Below are 21,732 nucleotides of genomic sequence, written 5' to 3'. Positions count from 1 at the left end.
CGCGCGAAGACGTACTCGAGTGCAACGGGGAGTCGAATCTGTCAGTGTTGGTCTTGGACTCACCGATGAGCATCAGCGAGCGGGAATAACAGGAGTGAGCGAACGCGAAGAATTCGCGATATACGCCCCAGTTGCGTGACCAACGAAGCGAATTCGGGCAGGCGTGACGGGATTTGAACTACGCCTGAGAACCTGCTCGCTACCGCTCGCAGAACCTCAGTCTAGTTCGAATCCCGCGCCCGCTTGCTCCTCACATCCGTTCGTCGCAAGCGGGCGTGACGGGATTCGAACCCGCGATCAGAAGGTTAGGAACCTCCTGCCCTCTCCGCTAGGCCACACGCCCCTCGGGGAAAAAACCGATCAGTTGGTTTCCGTTTCGGTCTCGGTCTCGTCTTCTTGGGTGACGGGTTCGGTGTCGACGAAGTCGTCGTCGGTCTCGTCGAGTTCCTCCTCCTCGAATCCACCCTCGCGCATCTCCTCGAGTTCCGTTTCGACCTTTTCACGCCCCTTCTGGAATTCGCCCATGGCCTCGCCGGTCGAGCGCGCCAGTTTCGGGATCTTGTTGGCCCCGAACAGCAGGATGGCGATGAAAAGGATGATCAGTAGTTCCGGACCCCCAGGTGCGCCGGGGATGAACAGCGGTGCGATTTCGGCTACCATCTCTATCCTTAGCTTGGCCACTGCCAATTATAACCTTTTTGGACCACTTAGGAGAGCAAGTATTAGCGAAAGTCCGTTTGACGGGGACTATCGAGCTAATTACTCCGCCCGAACACCGGAATATAGTGCCGGTACCCGACCGATTACGCCGACGGCAGAGCCGAACCCGGGTTCCATCGCAAGCGGAAACAACGACGTCGGCGCTATCGACGGGCTGCGATCGGTTCCGCGAACGAAACTGACTTTCGGACTAACCGTTAACTGACGGGCGATGGCAGAAACCGGAGACAGCGCCCCAGATTTTACCGCACCGCTCGCAAACGGCGACATCGAGGAGTTCACCCTCTCCGACCGCCTCGAGAGCGAGGCCCCGATCGTCCTCGCGTTCTTCCCCGGCGCGTTCACCAGCGTCTGTACGACCGAGATGTGCGCGTTCCAGGACCGACTCGCCTCCTTCAACGACCTCGACGCGAACGTCTACGGCGTCAGCCGTGACTCTCCGTTCACGCTCAACGAGTTCCGCGCACAGAACGACCTCGAGTTCGGGCTCATCAGCGACTACAACAAGGAGATCGTCGACGACTACGACGTCGAGATGGACTTCGCCGACCTGGGCGTCTTCGGCGTCGCCAAGCGCTCGGTGTTCGTCGTCGACGCCGACGGCGAGATCACCTACGCCTGGGTCAGCGACGACCCCGGCGTCGAACCCGACTACGACGAGGTCGAGGCCGCGGTCGAAGACCTCGCCTGAGCGGCCCGCACCGACACCGTCGCGACTCACCGACCGCCGGGTCCGATCGCTTCGCGATTCGGTTCCGGTTCCGTACCGCTCCCCTGGGGTACGGACGCAACCGAAATCCGTCGCCGCAGGGCTTTTTTAGCCGGCACGAGAGTATCGTTTATGAGCGACGCTGCCGACAACGACTCCAGCTACCGTGTCTACGCTCCCGACGACGATCACGACTTTCCCGACGCGAAACTGAACCAGGTCCTCGAGTTCGTCACCGACGACGAGGAGATCCAGACCTACCTCGAGGCCCAGAACGTCAACGCGGTCGACCGGATGCGGTACAACGACCACGGCGCAAAGCACATCGAGATCGTCCGCAACCGGGCGCTGAACCTCTACGACCTCCTGAAGGCCGGCAGCGTCGATTTCAACGGCGCGCGCCAGCAGGGGCTCGCGGAGGAAGACGAGTCGGTGATCATCGCCCTCGCGGCGACGCTGCACGATATCGGCCACGTCGTCCACCGCGACGAACACGTCTACTACTCGATCCCGCTCGCCGCCGACGTCCTCGATCGCGTCCTTCCGGAGTTCTACGGCCTCGCCGAGACCGTCCGGATGAAAGCCGAGATCCTGCACGCGATCCTCTGTCACCACACGCCCGAGACCCCGCTGACCACCGAAGCCGGGGTCATCCGCGTCGCCGACGCCCTGGACATGGAGAGCGGCCGCTCCCGGATCCCCTACGAACACGGCGGCCGCGGCATCAACACCCTCTCGAGCCAGGCGATCCGGCGCGTCACGCTGCAACCCGGCGAGAGCAGCCCCGTCCTGGTCGAGATCGCCATGACCAACGCCGCCGGCGTCTACCAGGTCGACAACCTGCTCAAAGCGAAGCTCAAGGGGTCGGGCCTCGAGGACGAGATCCGCATCGTCGCGCTCAACACCAACGAGAACCACGAGCAGTTGGTCGAGCGCATCGAGCTCTAAGGAACGAAGTTTTGCGCTGCGGGCGCGCCTACGGCGCGCCCTCGGCAAAAATTCGATTAAAAGCAACGGAAGACGTTCCTGCTCACTTCGTTCGCGGGCTGCGACTTCCGAGCCTTCGTTCGCTACGCTCACGAAAACACTCCTCCCTCCGTTCACTCACTTCTGAGCGACGCTTCGCGTCGTCAGTCGCTCGTTCACAGCAGTCGTCGGCCCGCTCGCTCGGCCTTCGGCCTCGCTCGCGGCGCAAACGGTGTGGCGGCCTGCCCTCCCCCGGGTTGCGGGTTACTCGCAGTGCTCGGAACCCGCTCCCGGCCGGTATCTGGGGGTGCTACGCAGTCGCGATCGAAAACGAGTTCAGGCGAGTTCGAATCCCGAACCGGTCCGCTCGAGGTACCCCCGATCCCGGAGCGTCCCGGTGATCGAGAGCGCGGTACCCTTCTTCACGCCGAGGTCGTCCCGCAGTTGCTCGGCCGTCGCGCCGCCGCTGGCGGCGACGTACAGGTACACCAGTTTCGCCTGTGCGGACTCGAGATCCGTCGGTACCGAGATATCGACTTCCGGTGGTGACTGTGTTGCCATACTCGAGCCTCTCAGTTTCGACGATAATAAATCTCATCTACAACGATCGTCGAAAATCTATGGCAGTTGAGGTGAAGCGCAACGATCCCGCGGGACGACTTTCGCCGGAACGGCCGTCTGTGATCGGATTTCGACGCGGAACGAGGGTGTGACGATCGACGAGACCGACGACGGGGGCGATATGCCAGTCCCAATCGTCACGATGAGACGGCGACGGCTACCAGCCGAGGCGCTTTTGTATCCGCCCCGCGGAATCAGCACGATATGTCGACCCAGCTTACTGTCCTCGCGCTGCTGACGGGAGTGGTCACCGGCGCGCTGTTTCGCTTTCTCAACGTTCCGATCCCCGCACCGCCGGAAATCCCCGGTATCATCGGTATCGTCGGAATCTACGTCGGCTACAAGCTGATCGAATACCTCGACATCGGCGTCGACCTGCTCGAGTTACTCGGCGCGTAGCGGCCGGGCGGCCACCCCGACGTGAGACGGTCCGACGCCGATCAGGAACCGGTTCGTCCCACCGACGTCTGCGAGAGTACCCACACGATCGAGATGAGGCCGGCGAACGTCACGTATCCCACCGCGAGGACGTACAGCAACAGCGGGAACGACTCGAGGTGCCAGCGGATCGCGAGCACGATCGCCGGCACGAGAACGGCGTTCAGGAGGACGAATCGCCTGAGGTTCATTTACGTAGACGAATCGAGAGCAGATACATAGCCCTGCTGCTATCGGTCTTTCGACGCTCGAAAACGGAACCGAATCCGCAAAGGGCCCTCAGTAGCTGCGCTCTTTGGGCTCGTAGGTCTTGCTCTCGCCCTCGAGGATGACCGGCCGGTAGAAGATCGAGGGGGCGCCGTCGTCCCAGGAGACGAGCGTGTGCTTGAGCCAGTTCTCGTCGTCGCGGTTCTGATTCTCCTGACGCCAGTGGGCGCCGCGGAACTCGTTGCGCACGAGCGCGCCGAGCGCGATGGTCTCGGCGACGTCGATCAGGTTGCGCGTCTCGATGGTCTGCTGGAGGTCGGTGTTGAACGTGCGCGAGGGGTCGTCGACGTAGACGTCCTGGTACTCCTCGCGGCACTCGCGGATGAGCCGCAGGGCCTTCTTGACGCCCTCCTCGGTGCGGAAGACGTTGACGTAGTCGGTCATGGCCTGCTGGAGCTTCGCGCGGATCTCGGCGTGCTGGACGCCGTCGTCCTTGTCCATCAGGCGGTCGACGCGCTCGCGGGCGGTCTCGACTTTCCGCTGCAGGATGCCCTCCGCGTCGGCCGCGACACCGCCGTCGGCGGCGACGCCGCCGGACGACTCGAGGCCGGCGCTGCCGGGCTGGACGGGCAGTTCGGTCTCGGTCTCGTCCTCGACGTCGTCGCCGTAGCCCGTCTTGATCTGGGGCTCGCCGAGGTCGTCACCGGCCGCGTGGCGACCGGCGCGCTTGCCGAAGACGATCAGTTCCGGCAGCGCGTTGCCGCCGAGTCGGTTGCCGCCGTGGACGGAGACGCAGGCGCACTCGCCGGCCGCGTAGAGGCCGTCGATGCAGGTCTGGCCGTTCTCGTCGACCTCGATGCCGCCCATCGCGTAGTGCTGGCCGGGCTTGACCGGCATCGGCTCGACGAGGCCGTCGACGCCCTCGAAGTCCTCCGCGAGGTGGAGGATGTTCTCGAGGCGGTCGAGGATGCGTTCCTCGCCGAGGTGGCGCATGTCGAGGTGGACGTACTCGTCGTTGACGCCCCGTCCCTCCTGAACCTCGGTCAGTTCGGCGCGGGCGACGACGTCGCGGCTCGCGAGTTCGCCGGAGTTGTTCGCGTAGCCGTGCTCGAACATGAACCGCTCGCCCTCGCTGTTGTAGAGGATGCCGCCCTCGCCGCGGACGCCCTCAGAAATGAGGACGCCGGTCGACGGCAGCGACGTCGGGTGGAACTGGATGAACTCCATGTCCTCGAGCGGCGCGCCAGCGCGGTAGGCCATCGCGTGGCCGTCGCCGGTACAGGAGACGGCGTTGGTGGTGTGATCGAAGGCCTGTCCGGGACCCCCGGTCGCGAGGACGACGCCCTGGTTCGCCTTGAACCCTTCAATCTGGCCGGACTGGACGTCGTAGGCGACGACGCCGTGGCACTCGCGGTCGTTGGGGTCGTCCTCGTCGGTCGTCGCCAGATCCATGACGTACCACTCGTCGTAGACCTGGATGCCGCGCTTGACGACCTGTTCGTACATCGTGTGCAGCAGGTGGTGGCCCGTCTCCGCACCGGCGTAGGTGGTCCGCGGATAGGAGAGGCCGCCGAACGGCCGCTGGGAGACGCGGCCGTCCTCCTCGCGCGAGAACGGCATCCCCCAGTGCTCCAGGCGCATCGTGTCCTCGGGAGCGTCCTGTGCGAGGGTCTCGACCGCCGGCGCGTCGCCGAGGTAGTCCGACCCCTTCATCGTGTCGTAGGCGTGGAGCTCCCAGTCGTCGCCCTCCTGCAGGGCGGCGTTGATTCCCCCTTCGGCCGCGCCGGTGTGGCTGCGAACCGGGTGGAGTTTCGAGACCAGTGCGACGTCCGCACCAGCCTCGTCCGCTGCGACCGCGGCCCGGAGGCCGGCGCCGCCGGCGCCGACCACGATAACGTCGTGTTCGTACATGGATTACCAGAACTTCAGGTTCTTCTTGACTGCCTCCCGCTTGAGCTCCTGAATGTGCTCGGTGAGCGGGATGTCTTTCGGGCACACCTCGGTACAGGAGAACTGGGTCTGGCACCGCCAGACGCCGTGTTCCTGCTCGAGAATGCGGAGTCGGTGCTCCTTGATCGCCTCGCCCTCTCGGTCGTCCATCGCGAACTTGTAGGCCTTGTTGATCGCCGCCGGCCCGAGGTAGTTGTTGTCGCCGGCCGCGATGTTACAGCTCGACATACAGGCGCCACACCAGATACACCGCGAGGACATCTTGATCTTCTCGCGATTCTCGGGGCTCTGGCGCTGCTCCTCCAGGTCTGCCGGATTCGGCGTGTCCTCGTCCTGGAAGTACGGCTCGACGGTGTGCATCTGGTCGTAGAAGTGGTCCATGTCGACGACCAGGTCCTTGACGACCTCCTGATGTGGCAGCGGTTCGATCCGAACCGGATGCTCGAGGTCGGCGATCTGGGTCTTGCAGCCCAGGCGCTGTTTCCCGTTGACGAAGAACGCGTCGGAGCCGCAGACGGCCTGCCGACAGGAGTGACGGAAGGTCAGCGAGGAGTCGTAGGTGTCTCGCGCGTACATGACCGCGTCGAGGACCGTCATCCCCTTCTCGAAGGGGACGTGGAAGTCGTCGAATCGCGGTTCCTGCTTGCCCTCGACTTCGGGGTCGTAACGGAACACCTTGATGAGGACCGTCTTCCCCTCGAGTTCGGAGGCGTCGGCCGCCGTCTGGTCGATCATCCCGTCCTCTTTTTCCTTCTCGTCGACGGGCGACTCCGCGCCCTTCATCTCCGGGTCTTCCGGTGCTTCCTGCGTTTCGGGTTGCTGTTGTTGGGTACTCATGTTAGGTCCACCCCGCCATCGTGGTCGCAACGTAGATTCCCTGCCCGATCAGTCCGAGGCTCGCGATCACAAGCACTGCGAGCACGACCTTCTTTTGCGTCCCCTCCAGCCCCTGATTGAGCAGGGCGTTGTAGACGCCGTTGACGCCGTGGAAGGTGCCGGCGATCAGGAACGACACCATCGTCAGGAAGTAGCCCACGTTCTGCATGCGGGCCTGCGTGCCGGCGAACTCGATCTCCGCGGCGTGGTTGACGAAGTGCAGGAGGAAGAAGTGAAAGGCGAGCACGACGACGAGAAACGCCGCCGTGATCCGCTGGAGCAGCCAACCGGTTCCGCCGGGCGTAAACGAGGAGTATCGTTCCGCCATCAGATGGTCACCTCGGTCATGAACGTCGGCACGCTCGCGACGGTGATGATGGCGGTCAACACCAGCGAGGCGTAGAAACTCTTGTCCTGTGCCTCCAGCCCGACGCCGAGGTCGACCATCAGCAGGCGAAGCCCGTTCAGGATGTGAAAGACCGCCACCGCCAGGAGGCCGACCTCGAGAACTCGCACGATAAACAGCGCCTCGAGGCCCTGAAGGGTGTTCGTATACGCTTCGGGTCCGGACAGCGCGCTACTCAACACGGCGATGTGGGTAAACAGGTAGCCGATCAGCATCCACCCGGTGAACTTGTGGAAGATCCACGCCCACATGCCGGCCGAGAACTCCTTCCAGCGACCGAAGTCCTCGACGAGGCCGCGATTGTAAGACTGACTCATACGCTCATGTGAACCGTTAGACCGTGGGGGTATAGAAGTTACTTTTATCTCTGGAGCGGGACGGTCGGTCGGTCCTGATTTGATCAGAAATCGACTCGTTTTTGCACACGAATCCTGAACCCGTTCGGGATTCGAGCGTCGTCCGTCCGTTCGTTCGGAGTCGGCGAGCGCCGCGGTCGCCCTCGAGGCGGGTCACTCCCCGTCGTCCGGCTCGGCCGACCGGAGTTCCGACCGCGAACTTTCCTTGGTCCGTTCGCGCTCGAGCGCCGTCCGGGTGTCCGCCGACAGGCCGACCAGATGGCAGAGGGGGTTGCCCGGGTAGACCACGGGATTCTCGAGGACGCCGACGATCAACCCCGTGAAGGGTGCCTCGACGGTGACGATGTCGTCTTCCTCCTTGAACGGGTTCGTGATCGTACAGATCGTCTCGCCCTCCCGGACGAACTCGCCGCGGCCGCGTTTCATGTCGACGATGCCGCCCGCGTCGGCGCGGATCCAGGTCTTCTCGTTGTCGTCGTCGATCACGGTCCGCCAGCCGGGCCAGTGGACCGACGAGTCCGGGTGGCAGCCGAACTCGGCGAGCACGCTCGCGACGCCGGTCAGCGCGCGGTCGATCAGTCGGCGCTGGAACCGGTGGGCTTCGCCCATCTCGACGGTGATCGCCGGAATGCCCGCGCGGGTCGCCTCGCGGCGCAGCGTCCCGGAGGGCCCCTCGCCGGCGATGACGACGTTCGAACTGAACGCCTTGGCGAGGCGGCCGACGTTCGGATCGTCCATGTTCGCCCTGACGTGGAGCATGTTCGTTCGTCCGCGCGTGGACGTGTGGAAGTCGATCCCGAGGTCGCAGGGTTCGATGAAGTTCGTGAAGATTCGGTAGGCCATCCGCCGGGCGGACGTCGAGTCCTCGCGGCCGGGGAACGAGCGGTTCAGGTCCCGATCGTAGATCGGCAGGTACCGCTCCTGTGCGAGGAAGCCGGGGACGTTCATCACGGGCAGACAGACCAGCGTCCCGTGGAGTTCCGAGTGGTCCCAGTCGTGGGCCACCTCGCGAACGACCTCGATGCCGTTGAGTTCGTCGCCGTGGGCGGCGGCCGAGAGGAACACCGTCGGGCCCGGTCGCTCGCCGTTGACGACCGTCACCGGGATGCGGACGGGATCACCGAGGTAGGTTTCGCTGATGCCGTACCGGATGTTGGCCGACTCGCCGGGGTCGACCCGGCCGCCGTTGTAGGTGAACGGCTCGGGGTCGCGGTCGGACGCACCGTCGTCCGGCGGTTCGTCCATAACGTCGCTCATACCGGTTGCTTGACCGGTAGCAATGTGAATCTTCTCACCTCGACGTGAAATCGGAGCGAGAACGGCGGCCGCCGGTGTGGATATTACGGCGAAACCGGTCGTTGCACTGAAACGAAGACGGGGAAAATCTCTCCCCGTGGGCATACGTTTTGTACGATGCCATGGTAGCCCCGGCTATGGATATTCGCGAAGCGACCGCAGACGACATCGACGCCATTCGTTCGATCGCCCAGCGCTCGCTCGAGTCGACGTACACGGACTTTCTCAGCACGGAAACCGTCGACGACGCGATCGAACAGTGGTACGGCGAGTCCTTTACCGACGACCTCGAGGACAATCACTCGATGGTCCTCGTCATCGAGCGAGACGGGGAGGTCGCCGGCTTCTCTCAGAGCGACATGATCGGCCAGCAGTACGACACCGGTCGCATCCTCTGGTTGCACATCGATCCCGACCACCGGGGCGGCGGCACCGGCGTCCGGCTGCTCGTGCGCACCCGCGAGAAACTGCTCGACAAGGGCGCCGACCACGTCCAGGCGCTCGTCCTCGAGGACAACGAGGGCGGCAACGAGTTCTACCGTGACAACGGCTTCGAACGGGCCGGCCAGCGCGATGTCGAGATCGGCGAGGAGACCTTCACGGAGAACGTCTACGCCGAGGGCGAGATCGGCGACGAGGGCTGGAAGGCCGTCGACGAACTCGAGGTCGACGGCGAGACGGTGTTCGTGAACTACGGCGAGGCCTCCCGCGGGGCGAAGGCGCCGTTCTACGGCGCCTACGAGACCGCAGACGGCGAGGAACTGTACGCCTGGTACTGCGGCTACTGCGACTCGCTGGAGAACAGCATGGACACGATGGGACGAATCGAGTGCAACGTCTGTGGCAACCGACGGAAAGCGACGCGGTGGGACGCGTCCTACCTCTAAGGGTAGCGTCCCGCCGTCGGCCGGGCGTTCGCGGGACCGTCTCTCCCCGAGTCGTCTGCCAGTGCGTTCGCGCGCGACGCGCGGCCGCCGGTCGCGTCACGACGGTCGTCCCGATGGCGTCGGCGTAAGCCGATATTTCGGGACCGGTACGGGAACGATACTCCAGTTGTCACCGCATTACAATTGCCAACTCGGTCGACGACTCGAGTGCGCCGGCCCTCGTTCCGTTCGGGTCGTCGACCGACCTCCGTTCGGACAGTCGACAGGTGGAACGAGCGCATACTGACGTGTCGAACGAACACAGACTGACGTATCTCTCGAATGAGTAGACAGGAACACATCGTCGACGGGTTCAAAGCGACGCTCGTCGCTCGAGCGATCTACATGGTCTCGAGCGCGCTGTTGATGCTCGTACTGGCGCGCTATCTCCTCGATCCCGACGGCTACGGGACGCTGTACTGGGTGATCGGCATTCTGGCGATGATTCAGCTCGTCGCGGATCTGGGGCTCGGAAAGTCCGCGGCCCGGTACTTCTCGGAGTACCGGGAGCGGGATCCGAAGCAGATTCCCTACCTGATCGAGTCGACGATCACCTTCAAGATCGTCCTCATGGCGCTCGTCGGCTACCTCCTGTTGCTGTTTCACGAACAGCTGGCGGTCGCGCTGGGCGAACCGGAAGCCGCGGCGTTTCTCGCGGCCGGGATCCTCTACATCGCCGCCTTCTCGTTCAGCACCTTCGCGGAGATCTCGTTCCAGGGGTTCAACAATCTCGCGTACAGCGCCGTCGTCAGGGCGATCAGCGGCTTCTCCCGGCTCGTCTTCGCCGTCGGGTTCGCGCTGCTCGGGCTGGGCGCCCTCGGGGCCTTCTTCGGCTACATCGTCGGCTACGTGCTGTCGGCCACGGTCGGGTTGGCGCTGCTGTACTACAAGTTCTACGCGTCGTACGATCGCGCGGAGAGCTACGAGGAAGGGTTGGCTCGCCGGCTGGCCGAGTACAGCGTTCCGTTGACGGCGACGCGCAGCGCGAACATCATCGACAAACAGGTCGACACCGTCCTCGTCGGCATCCTCCTGAACCCGACCGCGGTCGCCTTCTACACGCTCGGCAAACAGATCACCGATTTCGTGCTCTCGCCCGCCGAGTCGCTCGGCTTCACGATCTCGCCGAACTTCGGCGAGCAGAAGGCCGCCGGGCAACTCGAGGAGGCCCGTCGGATCTACGAGACCTCGCTGACTCACACGATGCTGTTCTACGTCCCGGCGGCCACCGGGCTAGCGATCGTCGCCGAACCGTTCGTCACCATGGTGTTCGGCGGGAGTTACGCGGGCGCGGTCCCGGTGCTCCAGGTGCTGGCCGGCTTCATCGTCCTCCAGGCCGTCACGAACCTGACCAGCGACACCTTGGACTACATGGGTCGGGCCCGCCACCGAGCGGTCGCGAAGGGCGCGACGGCGGCGGCCAACTTCGGGTTGAACATCGTCCTCATCCCGATGATCGGCGTCGTCGGCGCGGCGATCGCCACGGTCGCCACGCACTCGGTGTACGTGGCGGTCAACCTCTACATCGTCCACCTGGAACTCGATCTGCGCCTCCTCCGGCTGACCAAGTCGATGGGGGCGATCTGTGCCATCACCGGCGTCATGGCCGTCGCCGTCCTGCTGGTGACGCCGCTGGTCTCGAGTTTCCTGATGCTCGGCGGCGCCATCGCACTCGGCGCGGCGACGTGGGCCGTTCTCGTGGTCGCGAGCGGACTGGTCGACCCCCAGCAGGTCCGCTCGGCGATCACGTAACGAATCGAACCGTTGGCCGCCGTTCCGGCGGTTGATTACCGCATACTTTTCCCGTGCGTCGCTGTGTACTCCGGTATGGCAGTCGCCGATCCCGTCACCGTAGGGGTGCTGAGTCTACACACGAGCAAGGAGACGAAAGCGATCCTGAACGCCGTCGAGGCGCTCGGCCACGACACCGAGTGGCTCCGGTCGGAGAACACCTCGATCAGCGTCACCGACGGCAGCGTCGTCCTCGAGCCGGGGGTCGACGTCATCGCCAACCGGATGCTGCTGTCGAACACCGAACAGCCCGCCGAGGAACTGGGGCTGGCGAACACGTTCGCCCAGCTGGTGCCGACGCTCAACGAGCCGTCGACCGTGCTGACGGCGATCCACAAACTCGCAACTGCGACGACGCTGGCCGCCAACGACGTTCGGACCCCCGACGTCACCCTCGCGCTCAGCGGCGAGCAACTCAACGCGGCGCGCGACCGATACGGCGAGGAGGCCGTCTACAAGACGGCGATCGGAACCCACGGTGGTGGAACCTGGAAGGTCGGCCCGAACGACCCGGTCAACGCCAAGGTCGGTAACCGATACGCCTTCCTGCAGGAACTCATCGACCGCGACGACGCCCGCCACCGCGACGTCCGCGTCTACGTCGTCGGCGGCGAGGTCATCAGCGCGATGTACCGGTACGCGCCCGACAACGACTGGCGGACCAACGTCGCGCTCGGGGGCTCCGTCGAAGACGCGACCGACGACCTCCCCGAGGAGGCCCGCGAGATGGCCCGCCGCGCCGCCGACGCCATCGGCCTCGACTACGCCGGCGTCGACCTCGTCGAGGGCGACGAGGGCTGGTTCGTCCTCGAGGTCAATCCCACCGCGGGGTTCAAGGGGCTGTACGAGGCGACCGACGTCAGTCCGGCGCCCTACATCGCGAAACTCGCCATCGAGCGCGCCGGCGGCGACGTCGACCAGGAACGCGTCGAGGACCTCTCGAGCGTGCTGGACGACTCTCGGCCGACCGCCCAGCCCATCAAGGCGACGACGCCGGACGCGGAGCCGAGCGTGATCGGCTACACCGAAAAGATCGTGCTCTCGGGCACGAGCGGCTCGAAGACCGTCCTCGCGAAGTCCGACACGGGTGCGACGCGGACCAGCATCGACACCGCGCTCGCGGCCGACATCGGCGCCGGCCCGATCAAGTCGATCACGAAGATCCGCTCCGGCAGCAGCAAGACCGCCAGGAGCCGTCCCGTCGTCGACGTCGTCGTCGGCGTCGGCGGTAACCAACACACCGTCACCGCCAGCGTCGAGGACCGCAGCCACATGGACTACCCCGTCATCCTCGGCCGGGACATCCTCGGGAACTACCAGGTCGACGTGGGTCGCCGCGTCGACGCCGACGCGCCCGACACGCCCGAAGAAGAGGAATAAGAAACGTAACGGTCGACCTCGGAACGGCCGAACTGTTGAATATCACCCTCGCGGCCGACGATGGCTTTTGATTCACGGCCTCCGACAGCGGCGAGTATCGCGTCCGCCGGCCGAGTCGAGGACCGACGGTGACGATCCGAGGGGCGACCGATCGCCGCCCCTCGCGAAGACCGTCGTCGACGGGACAGACTCCGCGTCGCTAGCGGTCCAGGGACGTCGCGGCGTTTCGAGGGGCTCGCGGACGGATCCCGAAAGCGCTTCGAGGAAGACGCTCGAATGCTGAACGATCCTCGATTCGGGCCGACACCGGAAGCCGAGGAGGCAATCAGTGTTAATATATCCGGAAGAATTATTCTTGTAGTAGAAAGACAACGTCATGGAACCGAAAACATTAATAGGCGAACGTGGCTTTTACCGGGTGATGACATGGTCCAACCAAGACTGGTGGCCGAACCTGTTGCGATTAGACGTTCTCGACGATAACGCCTTCGAGGCCGGGCCGTACGGCGAGGACTTCGACTACGCCGAGGAGTTCCAGAAACTCGACTACGAGGAGGTCAAAGCGGACATCGAGGACGTGATGACGTCCTCCCAGGACTGGTGGCCGGCCGACTACGGCCACTACGGGCCGTTTTTCATCCGGATGGCCTGGCACAGCGCCGGGACCTACCGGACGGCCGACGGCCGCGCCGGCGCGTCGGGCGGTCTGCAGCGTCTCCCGCCGGAGAGTAGCTGGCCGGACAACGTGAATCTCGACAAGGCACGTCGGCTGCTCCAGCCGGTCAAACAGAGGTACGGCCGCAAGCTCTCGTGGGGCGACCTGATCGTGCTGGCCGGGAACGTCGCGCTGGAGTCGATGGGCTTCGAGACGTACGGCTTCGCTGGCGGCCGCGAGGACGAGTTCAAGTCCAACGAGGTCGTCGAGTGGGGGCCCGAGACCGAGTGGGAGACGACCTCGCCCGAGCGCTTCGAGGACGAGGAGGTCGGCAATCTCAAGAACCCGCTCGCGAACACCGTGATGGGGCTCATCTACGTGAACCCCGAGGGCCCGTACGGCGAACCGGACGTCGAAGGGTCCGCGAAGAACATCCGCGAGGAGTTCTCGCGCATGGCGATGAGCGACCGGGAGACGGTGGCACTCATCGCTGGCGGCCACACCTTCGGGAAGGTCCACGGCGCGGACGACCCCGAGGAGAACGTCGGTCCCGAGCCCGAGTCGGCACCCATCGAACAGCAGGGCCTCGGTTGGGCGCAGGAGCACGTCGAAGACAAGGCCGGCGGCCTCGACGTCATCACCAGCGGTATCGAGGGGCCGTGGAACGCCACGCCGATCCAGTGGGACATGGGCTACATCGACAACCTGCTGGAGCACGACTGGACCTCGGTCAAGGGTCCCGGCGGTGCCTGGCAGTGGGAGCCCGTCGGCGACGACATCGATGAGGCGCCGTCCCCACACGACTCCGAGGTGAGCGAAGAGCCGATGATGCTGACGACGGACGTCGCCCTGAAGCACGACGACGACTACCGGGAGATCCTCGAGGAGTTCCGAGAGGATCCGGAGGCCTTCCAGCAGGCGTTCGCGAAGGCGTGGTACAAGCTCCTCCACCGCGACATGGGCCCGCCCGAGCGGTACCACGGCCCGGAGGTCCCCGACGAGACGTTCGTCTGGCAGGACCCGATTCCCGAGGCCGACTACGAGTTCGTCGGCGACGAGGAGGCCGCACAGCTCAAAGACGAGATCCTCGCCTCGGACCTCTCGGTCTCGCAACTGGCGAAGACCGCGTGGGCCTCGGCCTCGACCTACCGCGACAGCGACAAGCGCGGCGGCGCGAACGGCGCTCGCGTCCGACTCGAACCACAGCGCAGCTGGGAGGTCAACGAGCCCGAGGAACTCGAGACGGCGCTCGAGACCCTCGAGGGCATCCAGGAGGAGTTCAACGCCTCGCGCGACGACGACGTGCGGGTCTCGCTGGCCGACCTGATCGTCCTGGGCGGCAACGCGGCCGTCGAGCGGGCGGCGGCCGAGGCCGGCTACGACGTCGAGGTTCCCTTCGAGCCCGGTCGCACGGACGCCACGCAGGACCTGACCGACGTCGACTCCTTCGAGGCGCTCGAACCGGAGGTCGACGCCTTCCGCAACTACCTCGGCGACGGCGACGTCGACGACCTGTACGACACGCCCGAGGAGCGGATGGTCGACAAGGCGGAACTACTGAACCTGACGGTGCCCGAGATGACCGTGCTGGTCGGCGGCATGCGCGCTCTCGGCGCGACCTACGGGGACGCCCACCGCGGGGCCTTCACCGACGAACCGGGAACGCTGACCAACGACTTCTTCGAGAACCTGCTCGATATGAAGTACGAGTGGGAGCCGGTCGACGAGAACGAGGAAGTCTTCGAAGTGCGCGACCGCGATACCGGCGAGGTCGAGTGGGAAGCCACCCGCCTCGACCTCATCTTCGGGTCGAACGCCCGACTTCGCGCCACCGCGGACGTCTATGCCGCCGCTGACGGTGAGGAGAAACTCGTCGAGGACTTCGTCGACGCCTGGCACAAGGTGATGACGCTCGATCGCTTCGACCTCGAGTAAGGACTCGAGACGTCGACTCCGACGCGTCTCACTTCTCGCTCGACGCGCCGTTCGCGTTGCGATCGGTTACCCTTACTAGATGCCGGTGGTGTCCTCGTCGTCGGTGAGATCCTCGTTCCCGCTGTGCTGGACGATCACTTCGTCGTTGTTGATCTCGTTGATCTCCGAGGCTTCGATGGGGTAGTCCTCGTCGTCGTGGCCGCCGCCCCAGTTCATCCGCGCTTTGAGACGATCCGTCAGCCCCGGCTCCGGATCGACGTAGGCCGTCTGCCCCTCGACCTCCGCGACGATGCCGATCTGTTCGCCGGTCTCGTCGACGACGTCCTTCCCCTGATCGTCCTCGGAGAGCTCGATTCGGCCTGCACCGCCCATATCGCCCGTGTCGGCGGTCGACGTCCCGGTACCGGACTCGACTTCAACGTCGGGTTCGCCGGTCGCCTCGGTGCCGGTACCCATGCCAGCGCCGGCACCTGCACCGCCGGCCTCGGCGATCGTCTCGATCTCGCCGTACTCCTCGACGTCGATGATCTCGCCCTCGATGACGTCGGTGCCGATGACCTCCGAGTCGAGCAGTTCGGTCTCCTCGAGGGTGAAGATCATCCGCGTCCGTTCGTCGATCTGCTCCTCGATCGTGCGACGCTCGATCAGTTCGCTGTGGACCGCGTCGCCCTCGTCGCGATTGCTCCGGATGACTCCCTGCTCGATGACGTCGTCGGCGGTCACGTCCGTCCGTACGACGTCGCTCTCGAGGATCGACCGCTGGACGCTCTCGAGTTCGATGCCGGTCTCGATCTTTTCGCTCTCGAGTTCGTCGTGCTGGTCGACGTCGACGTCGACGACCTTGCTCTCGATCGTGTAGCGTTCGACTTCCTCGATCGTGTCGAGGCGGCTCTCCTCCGTGATTACCTCGATCTCGTCGGCGGTGACGAACTCGGTGTCGACGATTTCCCGGTTCAGCAGCTCCGAGTCGACGACGTGGCGTTCGGCGAGTTCGGTGTCGACGACCTCGCTCTCGATGGTGTCCCGCTCGACGACCTCCGTCTCGACGACCTGGGTTTCGACGATTTCGGTCGTCACCGTCTTCCCCTCTCGAAGCTGATCCTCGAGTTCGTTTCGGCCGAGGTCGGCGCGTTCGAACGCCCGCTCGCGCTCGACGAGTTCGAAGTGGCCCAGTCCCTCCGCCGTGGACTCGTCCTCGTGGTAGATGAACACCAGGTCGTCGTCCTGAAACGCGTCGATGAACTCGTCCCAGGTGTACTCCTCGTGGTCGTCGGTGAGGTCGTCCCGGCGAGCGAAGGAGTGTCCGTGGTCCTCGCTGTCGCGAACCGTTACGGGGACCGCATCGCGGGCTTCCGCCCACTCCTTGATCCGCTCGGGGTCGGTGGTCATTCGCCGCTCCGACGGGGTGTCTGTCGACTGCTCGTCCGAGGGCATATCGTTTGCCATATCCCCAATCGCGGGCGAATCACACTTGAGTCGGCGGGGCCCTCTCGCCGGTCAGTATCTCGTTTCTCCGGCCCCCGAACGCGGCATGAATTATCGGGTCGGTAATCGCGGTTTACGGCGCCGGTCAGGGCGACTCCCGGTCGTCGGGGCGCCAGCAGCACCGGATTACCGGTGTCGACCCTCGACTCGAGTCACTCTGCCGACCGTTTCAGTGGGTTCCGTCTCGAGCAACGTTCGTTTGATCGCCCGAGGCCCCGTCGCTCGAGGGGACGATACCGAGCCTGTCGTCGGGGTGGTCAGTCCGATTCGTACTCCGCCCACAGGTACCGCGTCGCGACGCTCCGGTACGGTCGCCACTGGTCGGCGATGTCGCGCATCTCGGCGCGGGAGAGCTCCCCACCGTTCCCGTAGAGGTCCTCGATCGCGCGGCGAATGGCGAGGTCACCCAGCGGCAACACGTCTTCGCGTTCCAGGACGAACAGGAGGTACATGCGCGCCGTCCACTCGCCGACGCCCTTGATCTCGGTCAGTCTGTCGACGACCTCGTCGTTCGAGTACTCGGCCATCCCCTCCCGCGTGTAATCGTTCGCTCGGAAGGCACGCGCGGCGTTGCGCATGTACTCGACCTTGCTCTCGGAGAGGCCGGCCGCGCGCAGCGCCTCGTCCTCCGCGTTCAGGACGTTCTCGGGGGTCACCTCGCCGCTGAGCGACTCGAAGACGCGCTCGCGAACGGCGGCCGCGCTGGCCGTCGACAGCTGTTGATTGATGATCGTGATACAGAGCCGCTCGTACTCGTCCCAGTCCCGTTCGACGTACGGATCGTGTCGCTCGATGAGGTCGGCCATCACGGGGTCGCGTCGCAGTACGGAGTGTGCCTCGTCCAGCATTCGGATACGAGCGTAAGGGACCGGGAGCGGATAGGCGTCCCGGTTGCGAATCGCCGCCGACTCGTGGGGAGACCGCTCGAGGACGGTCACACCCCGAGGCACGGCCTACGCCTGCCCTTTTCGGCCCGCCCGTCGAGACGAATCCGCCGCTCTTCGCACCGACGTGATTCGGCGAGGAGGTTTTCGCGTCGGACGGTCTACCGTCGGTATGACTACCCGGTCATCGGTCTTCTGTCCGCTGTGCAACGAAGGGATGGTTCTCGACGAGGATCTCGAACACCATCTCGTCTACGATCACCGACCGCGCGAGTTGGCCAAAGAACTCGTCGCGGAGTGGGAAGCGGAGGAACTCGGCGACGCCGTCTGACCGATCGCGCGTTCCAGACGGCGTGTCCGGTCGAGTCGTCGCGTAGAACCGATCGAAAGCCGATTCAGTTACCGATCGCCGGCGTCGGTCTCGAGTCCCGGAGGCGTCTCGGGTTCGACATTGGCCAGGCGCATCGCGTTGCCGGTCACGCCGAGGCTCATCCCCATGTCGCCGATGACCACCGCGTGGATCACCGTGACGAGGCCGAACGGCGTCCCGGCGGCGAGGACGGCCTTCACCGCGAGGCTCGCCCAGATGTTCTGGCGGATGACGCCGTTGGCGGTGTGGGAGAGTTCGTAGAGGTACGGCAGCCGCGTGAGGTCGTCGCTCATCAGCGCCACGTCGGCCGTCTCGAGGGCGGTATCGGTCCCCGCAGCGCCCATCGCGATGCCGACGCCGGCGGTCGCGAGCGCGGGCGCGTCGTTGATGCCGTCGCCGACCATGGCGACGGTGGCGTCCTCGCTGGTCGCCCCGTTGCCGTCTCCCTCACTACCCTCCTCGTCCTCGCCCTCGAGCCGGCGAATCCACTCGAGTTTCTCGTCGGGCAGCAGTTCGGCGTGGTACTCGTCGATCCCCACCGCTTCGGCGATGGCGCGGGCGGTGCCCTCGTTGTCGCCGGTGAGCATCACGACGCGGACCCCTTGCTCCTGCAGTTTCGAGACGGCCCACTTCGCTTCGGGTCGGACGCGGTCCGCCACGGCGATAACGCCCAGCGGTCGGTCTTCGGTGCCGACGACGACGACGGTCTTTCCGTCCGCCTCGAGGTCCGGGACGACGTCCGCGAGGACGTCCAGACAGCCATCGCGCTCGCACTGCGGGCTCGAGTCGTACCCCAACTCCTCGAGGGCCATACCGCCGTCGGTCGTCGCGTGGGCGTGTTTCAGGTCGGCGAGGCCGTCGAACAGGTCCGGCTTGCCGACGTAGTGGGTGGCGCCGTCGATTTCGGCGCGGACGCCCTTCCCGGTCAGCGCCTCGAACGCCGAGACGTCGGGGTCGTCGTCCGCGTCGGTGACTCCCTGGTCCTCGGCGTAGTCGACGATCGCCTGCCCGATCGGGTGTTCGCTGCGTCGTTCGATGGCGCTGGCCCGCCGGAGGACGTCGTCCTCGTCGGCTCCCTCGAGGGGGATCACGTCGGTCACGGAGAGGTCGCCCACGGTGAGGGTTCCCGTCTTGTCGACCGCGAGCACGTCGCTCTCGCCGACGGCCTCAAGGTAGCGCCCGCCCTTGATGAGCACGCCGTTTCGGGCGGCGCTCGTGATGCCGGAGACGACGCTGACCGGCGTCGAGATGACGAACGCGCAGGGGCAGGCGATCACCAGCAGCGTCAGCCCGCGGAGGAACCAGGTGTTCCACGAGGCGCCCGCGAGCAGCGGCGGCGCGACGGCGAGCGCGACCGCGAGCGTGACGACGATCGGCGTGTAGACGCTCGCGAAGCGGTCGACGAACCGCTCGCGCTGGGTCTTCTCGCGCTCGGCGTCCTCGACCATGCGGACGATTCGGGCGATCGTCGAGTCGTCGGCCTCGCTGGTCACCTCGACCTCGAGATAGCCCGACTCGGGGATCGTCCCGGCGAAGACCTCGTCGCCCGCCGTCTTGTCGGCGGGCACGCTCTCGCCGGTGATCGGCGACTGGTCGACCGCACTTTCACCCTCGAGCACCACGCCGTCGGCCGGGATCTTCTCTCCGGGCCGAACGACGACGGTGTCACCGACCGCGACCTCCTCGGCGGGGACCGTCTCCTCGCTGCCGTCCTCGCGCTTGACCGTCGCCGTATCGGGCGAGAGGTCCATCAGTTCCCGCAGCGAGTCGCGGGCGCGGTCCATCGAGAACTGCTCGAGCAGTTCCGCGACGCTGAACAGCACCGCGAGCATCGCCCCCTCGAAGGGGTGGTGGGCCGCGACGCTGGCGAGGATCCCGACCCCCATCAGGAAATCGATGTCCAGACTCCGGTTGCGCGCGGAGTAGTAGCCGTTCCGGAGGATCGGCGCACCGGCGATGGCCGCGGTGACGAGAAAGAGCGCCGTCGAGAGGTGGTAGGTCCGATCGACGAGACCGCCGCCGACGAGCGAGAACAGCGCCGGGTTCGCGCTCGGTAGAACGAACTCGAGGAGCATCCCCAGCCCCACGAGGACGGCCCCGATACCCGTCGTGACGGCCCGGCGGCTCTGCCAGATCGGCTCGTCGTCGCCCATCGGCTCGCCGCCGGTGCCGTCGTCCATCGGCGTCGCGTCGTAGCCTGCGGAGCCGATAGCATCGGCGACCGTCTCCGAGTCGGCGCCGTCGTCGACCGCGACCGTCACGCGACCCGAGGCCGGCCGGGTCTCGATCTCGCCGACGCCCGCGGTGCCCTCGAGCGCGTTCTCGACCTTGTTCGCACAGGAGGCGCAGTCCATGTCGGGCACCGAGAACGTCAGCTCCGACGCCGCGCCGACGATCTCGTAGCCGGCCGCGCGGACCCGCTCGCGGATCGCGTCCTCGTCGGTCCGCGTCGGATCGAACTCGACGACGAGGCGACCGCTGGTCACCCGCGCGTCGATCCCGTCGATTCCCTCGAGTCGCTCGACGCTGTTGGTCACCTTCCCGGCACAGGAGGGACAGTCCATCTCGGGGACGCGGAGCTCGAGGGTCCGGCTCGTATTCGCGTCCGGCGGCGCATCGGGTGCCGATGGGGAGGTGTCGCTCATTACTGGTCAGTAGTCGTCCCGCTACTATACGGGTTATTTGGCGTGCGCCAAATCAGGTGTCGGCTCGAGCTAATCGGTCGTCCTTCGAGGTCGGCTTCGGCCCATCGCGTAGACTCGACCAGCCAGCGTGCGGTGGCGCGCGCTGTCGCCCGCCCGAGCGACCGCGAGGGCGGGCGCCTATGCCGTGCGAGGGATGAGTGAGCGACTGGAAGGAGCGAGCGAATCGGTTGGGGAGGGTGTGGCTATTCCCTGTTGCCACGAGAGCAGCACACTCGTTCCGGAACGAGTTCGCGAGTCGACCGTTCGGTTTCTCCGTCTATAGCGGGGCACCGGTTCTCATTCAGAGTCCAGCCGCCAACGTCTCGAGCGACTCGTCTTCGTCCACGAACGTCGTCGCGAGGCTGGACTCGGCCCGCCGAAGCCGGTAGGAGAGCGTCGATCGCGGAATCTCGAGTCGCTCCGCCAACTCGCCGAGTTCGATCCGGCGCGGCGTCTCGTAGTAGCCGTGCTCGACGGCCGCCCGCAGCGCCTCGCGCTGTTCGTCCGGGAGGTCCTGCTCGGGCTCGAGCGGGGCGCGATCGGGATCGAGTTCCGTCAGCCGCAGCATCTCGATGCCGGTACACTCGCCGACCTCGTCGCCCAGCGCGTCGAAGAACTCGTGGATCGGCGCGTCGCTGCCCAGCACGATCCGCCAGCGGTAGCGCCGGCCCTCGCGGTAGGTCTCGAACAGCAGCCCCTTGCCGAGGTACTCGAGGGCGACGTGGGGAACCGACGTGCAGACGTCCGTGCGGTCCCAGTAGGTGTAGACGACCAGCGTATCGTTCGAGCGATCCAGTACCTGCACTTCGCAGTCGGCGCCGCAGTCGTCCTTGACCAGACAGTCCGCGAAGAAGGCCGCGTTCTTGTAGGCGTCCTCGAGAGCCTCGAGCGCCTCGGGCGAGCCCTCCGCGTGGTCGACCCGCCAGAGGCTGTCCCGGGTGACGTGACACGACAGCGAACGGATCGAGGTGTCGGGATACTCGGCGAGGACGTCGGCGACCGGGTTGGTGCCCGGTTCGTACTCGAGGGCGAAGACGAACTCTCTCATTGCGCGTTCGTAGGGTCCCACACGACAAA

Annotated in this window: 20 protein-coding genes and 1 tRNA gene; 8 read left to right on the top strand and 13 right to left on the bottom strand. The window is 65.6% G+C overall.

Annotated elements, in window-relative coordinates; all coding sequences use genetic code 11:
• Nucleotides 1-270: 270 nt before the first annotated feature.
• Nucleotides 271-343, bottom strand: a tRNA-Arg gene (locus J0X25_RS30665).
• A 17-nt stretch (nucleotides 344-360) separates the two neighbouring features.
• Nucleotides 361-660: a twin-arginine translocase TatA/TatE family subunit gene (gene tatA, locus J0X25_RS30660; RefSeq protein ID WP_207287706.1), complete on the bottom strand. Its 300-nt coding sequence runs from the start codon at nucleotides 658-660 to the stop codon at nucleotides 361-363.
• A gap of 271 nt (nucleotides 661-931) precedes the next feature.
• Between tatA and J0X25_RS30655 the strand changes: the two genes are divergently transcribed.
• Nucleotides 932-1,411, top strand: coding sequence for a redoxin domain-containing protein (locus tag J0X25_RS30655; protein WP_207287705.1), 480 nt, complete (start codon nucleotides 932-934; stop codon nucleotides 1,409-1,411).
• Nucleotides 1,412-1,561: 150 nt separating this feature from the next.
• Nucleotides 1,562-2,377 (top strand): HD domain-containing protein, encoded by an 816-nt coding sequence (locus tag J0X25_RS30650; RefSeq protein WP_207287704.1) that lies wholly within the window; start codon nucleotides 1,562-1,564, stop codon nucleotides 2,375-2,377.
• 354 nt (nucleotides 2,378-2,731) lie between these two features.
• Here the strand turns inward: J0X25_RS30650 and J0X25_RS30645 are convergent, their stop codons facing one another.
• Complete coding sequence (locus J0X25_RS30645; RefSeq protein ID WP_207287703.1) at nucleotides 2,732-2,956, bottom strand: MarR family transcriptional regulator; 225 nt, start codon at nucleotides 2,954-2,956, stop codon at nucleotides 2,732-2,734.
• A 264-nt stretch (nucleotides 2,957-3,220) separates the two neighbouring features.
• Here J0X25_RS30645 and J0X25_RS30640 point away from each other — a divergent pair, with 264 nt between their 5' ends.
• The gene (locus J0X25_RS30640) at nucleotides 3,221-3,415 is read left to right on the top strand and encodes a XapX domain-containing protein (protein WP_207287702.1); all 195 of its coding nucleotides are present in this window, start codon (nucleotides 3,221-3,223) and stop codon (nucleotides 3,413-3,415) included.
• A gap of 41 nt (nucleotides 3,416-3,456) precedes the next feature.
• Here the strand turns inward: J0X25_RS30640 and J0X25_RS30635 are convergent, their stop codons facing one another.
• The 6 genes from J0X25_RS30635 to J0X25_RS30610 form a co-directional block, all read right to left on the bottom strand.
• A complete protein-coding gene (locus tag J0X25_RS30635) occupies nucleotides 3,457-3,645 on the bottom strand; it encodes a hypothetical protein (protein WP_207287701.1) in 189 nt (62 codons plus the stop codon).
• Between the two features lie 88 nt (nucleotides 3,646-3,733).
• The gene (locus J0X25_RS30630; protein ID WP_207287700.1) at nucleotides 3,734-5,572 is read right to left on the bottom strand and encodes an FAD-binding protein; all 1,839 of its coding nucleotides are present in this window, start codon (nucleotides 5,570-5,572) and stop codon (nucleotides 3,734-3,736) included.
• A 3-nt stretch (nucleotides 5,573-5,575) separates the two neighbouring features.
• The gene (locus J0X25_RS30625) at nucleotides 5,576-6,448 is read right to left on the bottom strand and encodes a succinate dehydrogenase/fumarate reductase iron-sulfur subunit (RefSeq protein ID WP_207287699.1); all 873 of its coding nucleotides are present in this window, start codon (nucleotides 6,446-6,448) and stop codon (nucleotides 5,576-5,578) included.
• Between the two features lies 1 nt (nucleotide 6,449).
• On the bottom strand, nucleotides 6,450-6,815 hold the full coding sequence (locus tag J0X25_RS30620) for a succinate dehydrogenase hydrophobic membrane anchor subunit (protein ID WP_207287698.1): 366 nt from the start codon (nucleotides 6,813-6,815) through the stop codon (nucleotides 6,450-6,452).
• Nucleotides 6,815-7,210: a succinate dehydrogenase, cytochrome b556 subunit gene (gene sdhC, locus J0X25_RS30615; RefSeq protein ID WP_207287697.1), complete on the bottom strand. Its 396-nt coding sequence runs from the start codon at nucleotides 7,208-7,210 to the stop codon at nucleotides 6,815-6,817. The genes J0X25_RS30620 and sdhC overlap by 1 nt, the downstream gene beginning before the upstream one ends.
• 192 nt (nucleotides 7,211-7,402) lie before the next feature.
• Nucleotides 7,403-8,506, bottom strand: a complete 1,104-nt coding sequence (locus tag J0X25_RS30610; protein ID WP_207287696.1) for a succinylglutamate desuccinylase/aspartoacylase family protein — start codon at nucleotides 8,504-8,506, stop codon at nucleotides 7,403-7,405.
• A 176-nt stretch (nucleotides 8,507-8,682) separates the two neighbouring features.
• Here J0X25_RS30610 and J0X25_RS30605 point away from each other — a divergent pair, with 176 nt between their 5' ends.
• The 4 genes from J0X25_RS30605 to katG all read left to right on the top strand — a co-directional run bounded on the left by J0X25_RS30605 (nucleotide 8,683) and on the right by katG (nucleotide 15,232).
• Entirely contained in the window at nucleotides 8,683-9,432 is a 750-nt protein-coding gene (locus J0X25_RS30605; RefSeq protein ID WP_207287695.1) for a GNAT family N-acetyltransferase, read from the top strand.
• 321 nt (nucleotides 9,433-9,753) lie between these two features.
• A complete protein-coding gene (locus tag J0X25_RS30600) occupies nucleotides 9,754-11,223 on the top strand; it encodes a flippase (RefSeq protein ID WP_207287694.1) in 1,470 nt (489 codons plus the stop codon).
• Between the two features lie 75 nt (nucleotides 11,224-11,298).
• Entirely contained in the window at nucleotides 11,299-12,642 is a 1,344-nt protein-coding gene (locus tag J0X25_RS30595; RefSeq protein WP_207287693.1) for a RimK family alpha-L-glutamate ligase, read from the top strand.
• 421 nt (nucleotides 12,643-13,063) lie between these two features.
• Nucleotides 13,064-15,232 carry a catalase/peroxidase HPI gene (katG, locus tag J0X25_RS30590; protein WP_207287692.1) on the top strand — a complete coding sequence of 723 codons (2,169 nt, stop codon included), beginning with the start codon at nucleotides 13,064-13,066 and terminating at the stop codon, nucleotides 15,230-15,232.
• Nucleotides 15,233-15,307: 75 nt separating this feature from the next.
• Here katG and J0X25_RS30585 read toward each other — a convergent pair whose 3' ends face one another.
• Both J0X25_RS30585 and J0X25_RS30580 read right to left on the bottom strand, forming a co-directional pair.
• A complete protein-coding gene (locus J0X25_RS30585; protein ID WP_207287691.1) occupies nucleotides 15,308-16,678 on the bottom strand; it encodes a hypothetical protein in 1,371 nt (456 codons plus the stop codon).
• 296 nt (nucleotides 16,679-16,974) lie between these two features.
• Nucleotides 16,975-17,565 carry a DNA-3-methyladenine glycosylase family protein gene (locus J0X25_RS30580; protein ID WP_207287690.1) on the bottom strand — a complete coding sequence of 197 codons (591 nt, stop codon included), beginning with the start codon at nucleotides 17,563-17,565 and terminating at the stop codon, nucleotides 16,975-16,977.
• A gap of 208 nt (nucleotides 17,566-17,773) precedes the next feature.
• Between J0X25_RS30580 and J0X25_RS30575 the strand changes: the two genes are divergently transcribed.
• Nucleotides 17,774-17,932 carry a DEAD/DEAH box helicase family protein gene (locus J0X25_RS30575; RefSeq protein ID WP_207287689.1) on the top strand — a complete coding sequence of 53 codons (159 nt, stop codon included), beginning with the start codon at nucleotides 17,774-17,776 and terminating at the stop codon, nucleotides 17,930-17,932.
• A 68-nt stretch (nucleotides 17,933-18,000) separates the two neighbouring features.
• Here J0X25_RS30575 and J0X25_RS30570 read toward each other — a convergent pair whose 3' ends face one another.
• Together J0X25_RS30570 and J0X25_RS30565 are read right to left on the bottom strand one after the other, a co-directional pair.
• Entirely contained in the window at nucleotides 18,001-20,616 is a 2,616-nt protein-coding gene (locus J0X25_RS30570) for a heavy metal translocating P-type ATPase (protein ID WP_207287688.1), read from the bottom strand.
• A gap of 340 nt (nucleotides 20,617-20,956) precedes the next feature.
• Nucleotides 20,957-21,703 carry a helix-turn-helix domain-containing protein gene (locus J0X25_RS30565; RefSeq protein WP_207287687.1) on the bottom strand — a complete coding sequence of 249 codons (747 nt, stop codon included), beginning with the start codon at nucleotides 21,701-21,703 and terminating at the stop codon, nucleotides 20,957-20,959.
• Nucleotides 21,704-21,732: the final 29 nt, after the last annotated feature.

The sequence above is a fragment of the Haloterrigena alkaliphila genome (assembly GCF_017352155.2).
Taxonomy (GTDB): Archaea; Halobacteriota; Halobacteria; order Halobacteriales; family Natrialbaceae; genus Haloterrigena; species Haloterrigena alkaliphila.
The sequence above is the reverse complement of the archived record's forward strand: the minus strand, read 5'-3'. Positions and strand labels throughout refer to the sequence as shown.

Excerpts from the sequence above, each read along its gene's own strand:
- J0X25_RS30625 (WP_207287699.1), bottom strand. The coding sequence starts at position 6,448 with ATGAGTACCCAACAACAGCAACCCGAAACGCAGGAAGCACCGGAAGAC.
- J0X25_RS30605 (WP_207287695.1), top strand. The coding sequence starts at position 8,683 with ATGGATATTCGCGAAGCGACCGCAGACGACATCGACGCCATTCGTTCG.
- sdhC (WP_207287697.1), bottom strand. The coding sequence starts at position 7,210 with ATGAGTCAGTCTTACAATCGCGGCCTCGTCGAGGACTTCGGTCGCTGG.
- J0X25_RS30610 (WP_207287696.1), bottom strand. The coding sequence starts at position 8,506 with ATGAGCGACGTTATGGACGAACCGCCGGACGACGGTGCGTCCGACCGC.
- J0X25_RS30655 (WP_207287705.1), top strand. The coding sequence starts at position 932 with ATGGCAGAAACCGGAGACAGCGCCCCAGATTTTACCGCACCGCTCGCA.
- tatA (WP_207287706.1), bottom strand. The coding sequence starts at position 660 with ATGGTAGCCGAAATCGCACCGCTGTTCATCCCCGGCGCACCTGGGGGT.
- J0X25_RS30580 (WP_207287690.1), bottom strand. The coding sequence starts at position 17,565 with ATGCTGGACGAGGCACACTCCGTACTGCGACGCGACCCCGTGATGGCC.
- J0X25_RS30650 (WP_207287704.1), top strand. The coding sequence starts at position 1,562 with ATGAGCGACGCTGCCGACAACGACTCCAGCTACCGTGTCTACGCTCCC.
- J0X25_RS30565 (WP_207287687.1), bottom strand. The coding sequence starts at position 21,703 with ATGAGAGAGTTCGTCTTCGCCCTCGAGTACGAACCGGGCACCAACCCG.
- katG (WP_207287692.1), top strand. The coding sequence starts at position 13,064 with ATGACATGGTCCAACCAAGACTGGTGGCCGAACCTGTTGCGATTAGAC.
- J0X25_RS30645 (WP_207287703.1), bottom strand. The coding sequence starts at position 2,956 with ATGGCAACACAGTCACCACCGGAAGTCGATATCTCGGTACCGACGGAT.
- J0X25_RS30570 (WP_207287688.1), bottom strand. The coding sequence starts at position 20,616 with ATGAGCGACACCTCCCCATCGGCACCCGATGCGCCGCCGGACGCGAAT.
- J0X25_RS30585 (WP_207287691.1), bottom strand. The coding sequence starts at position 16,678 with ATGGCAAACGATATGCCCTCGGACGAGCAGTCGACAGACACCCCGTCG.
- J0X25_RS30575 (WP_207287689.1), top strand. The coding sequence starts at position 17,774 with ATGACTACCCGGTCATCGGTCTTCTGTCCGCTGTGCAACGAAGGGATG.
- J0X25_RS30640 (WP_207287702.1), top strand. The coding sequence starts at position 3,221 with ATGTCGACCCAGCTTACTGTCCTCGCGCTGCTGACGGGAGTGGTCACC.
- J0X25_RS30595 (WP_207287693.1), top strand. The coding sequence starts at position 11,299 with ATGGCAGTCGCCGATCCCGTCACCGTAGGGGTGCTGAGTCTACACACG.
- J0X25_RS30600 (WP_207287694.1), top strand. The coding sequence starts at position 9,754 with ATGAGTAGACAGGAACACATCGTCGACGGGTTCAAAGCGACGCTCGTC.
- J0X25_RS30620 (WP_207287698.1), bottom strand. The coding sequence starts at position 6,815 with ATGGCGGAACGATACTCCTCGTTTACGCCCGGCGGAACCGGTTGGCTG.
- J0X25_RS30630 (WP_207287700.1), bottom strand. The coding sequence starts at position 5,572 with ATGTACGAACACGACGTTATCGTGGTCGGCGCCGGCGGCGCCGGCCTC.
- J0X25_RS30635 (WP_207287701.1), bottom strand. The coding sequence starts at position 3,645 with ATGAACCTCAGGCGATTCGTCCTCCTGAACGCCGTTCTCGTGCCGGCG.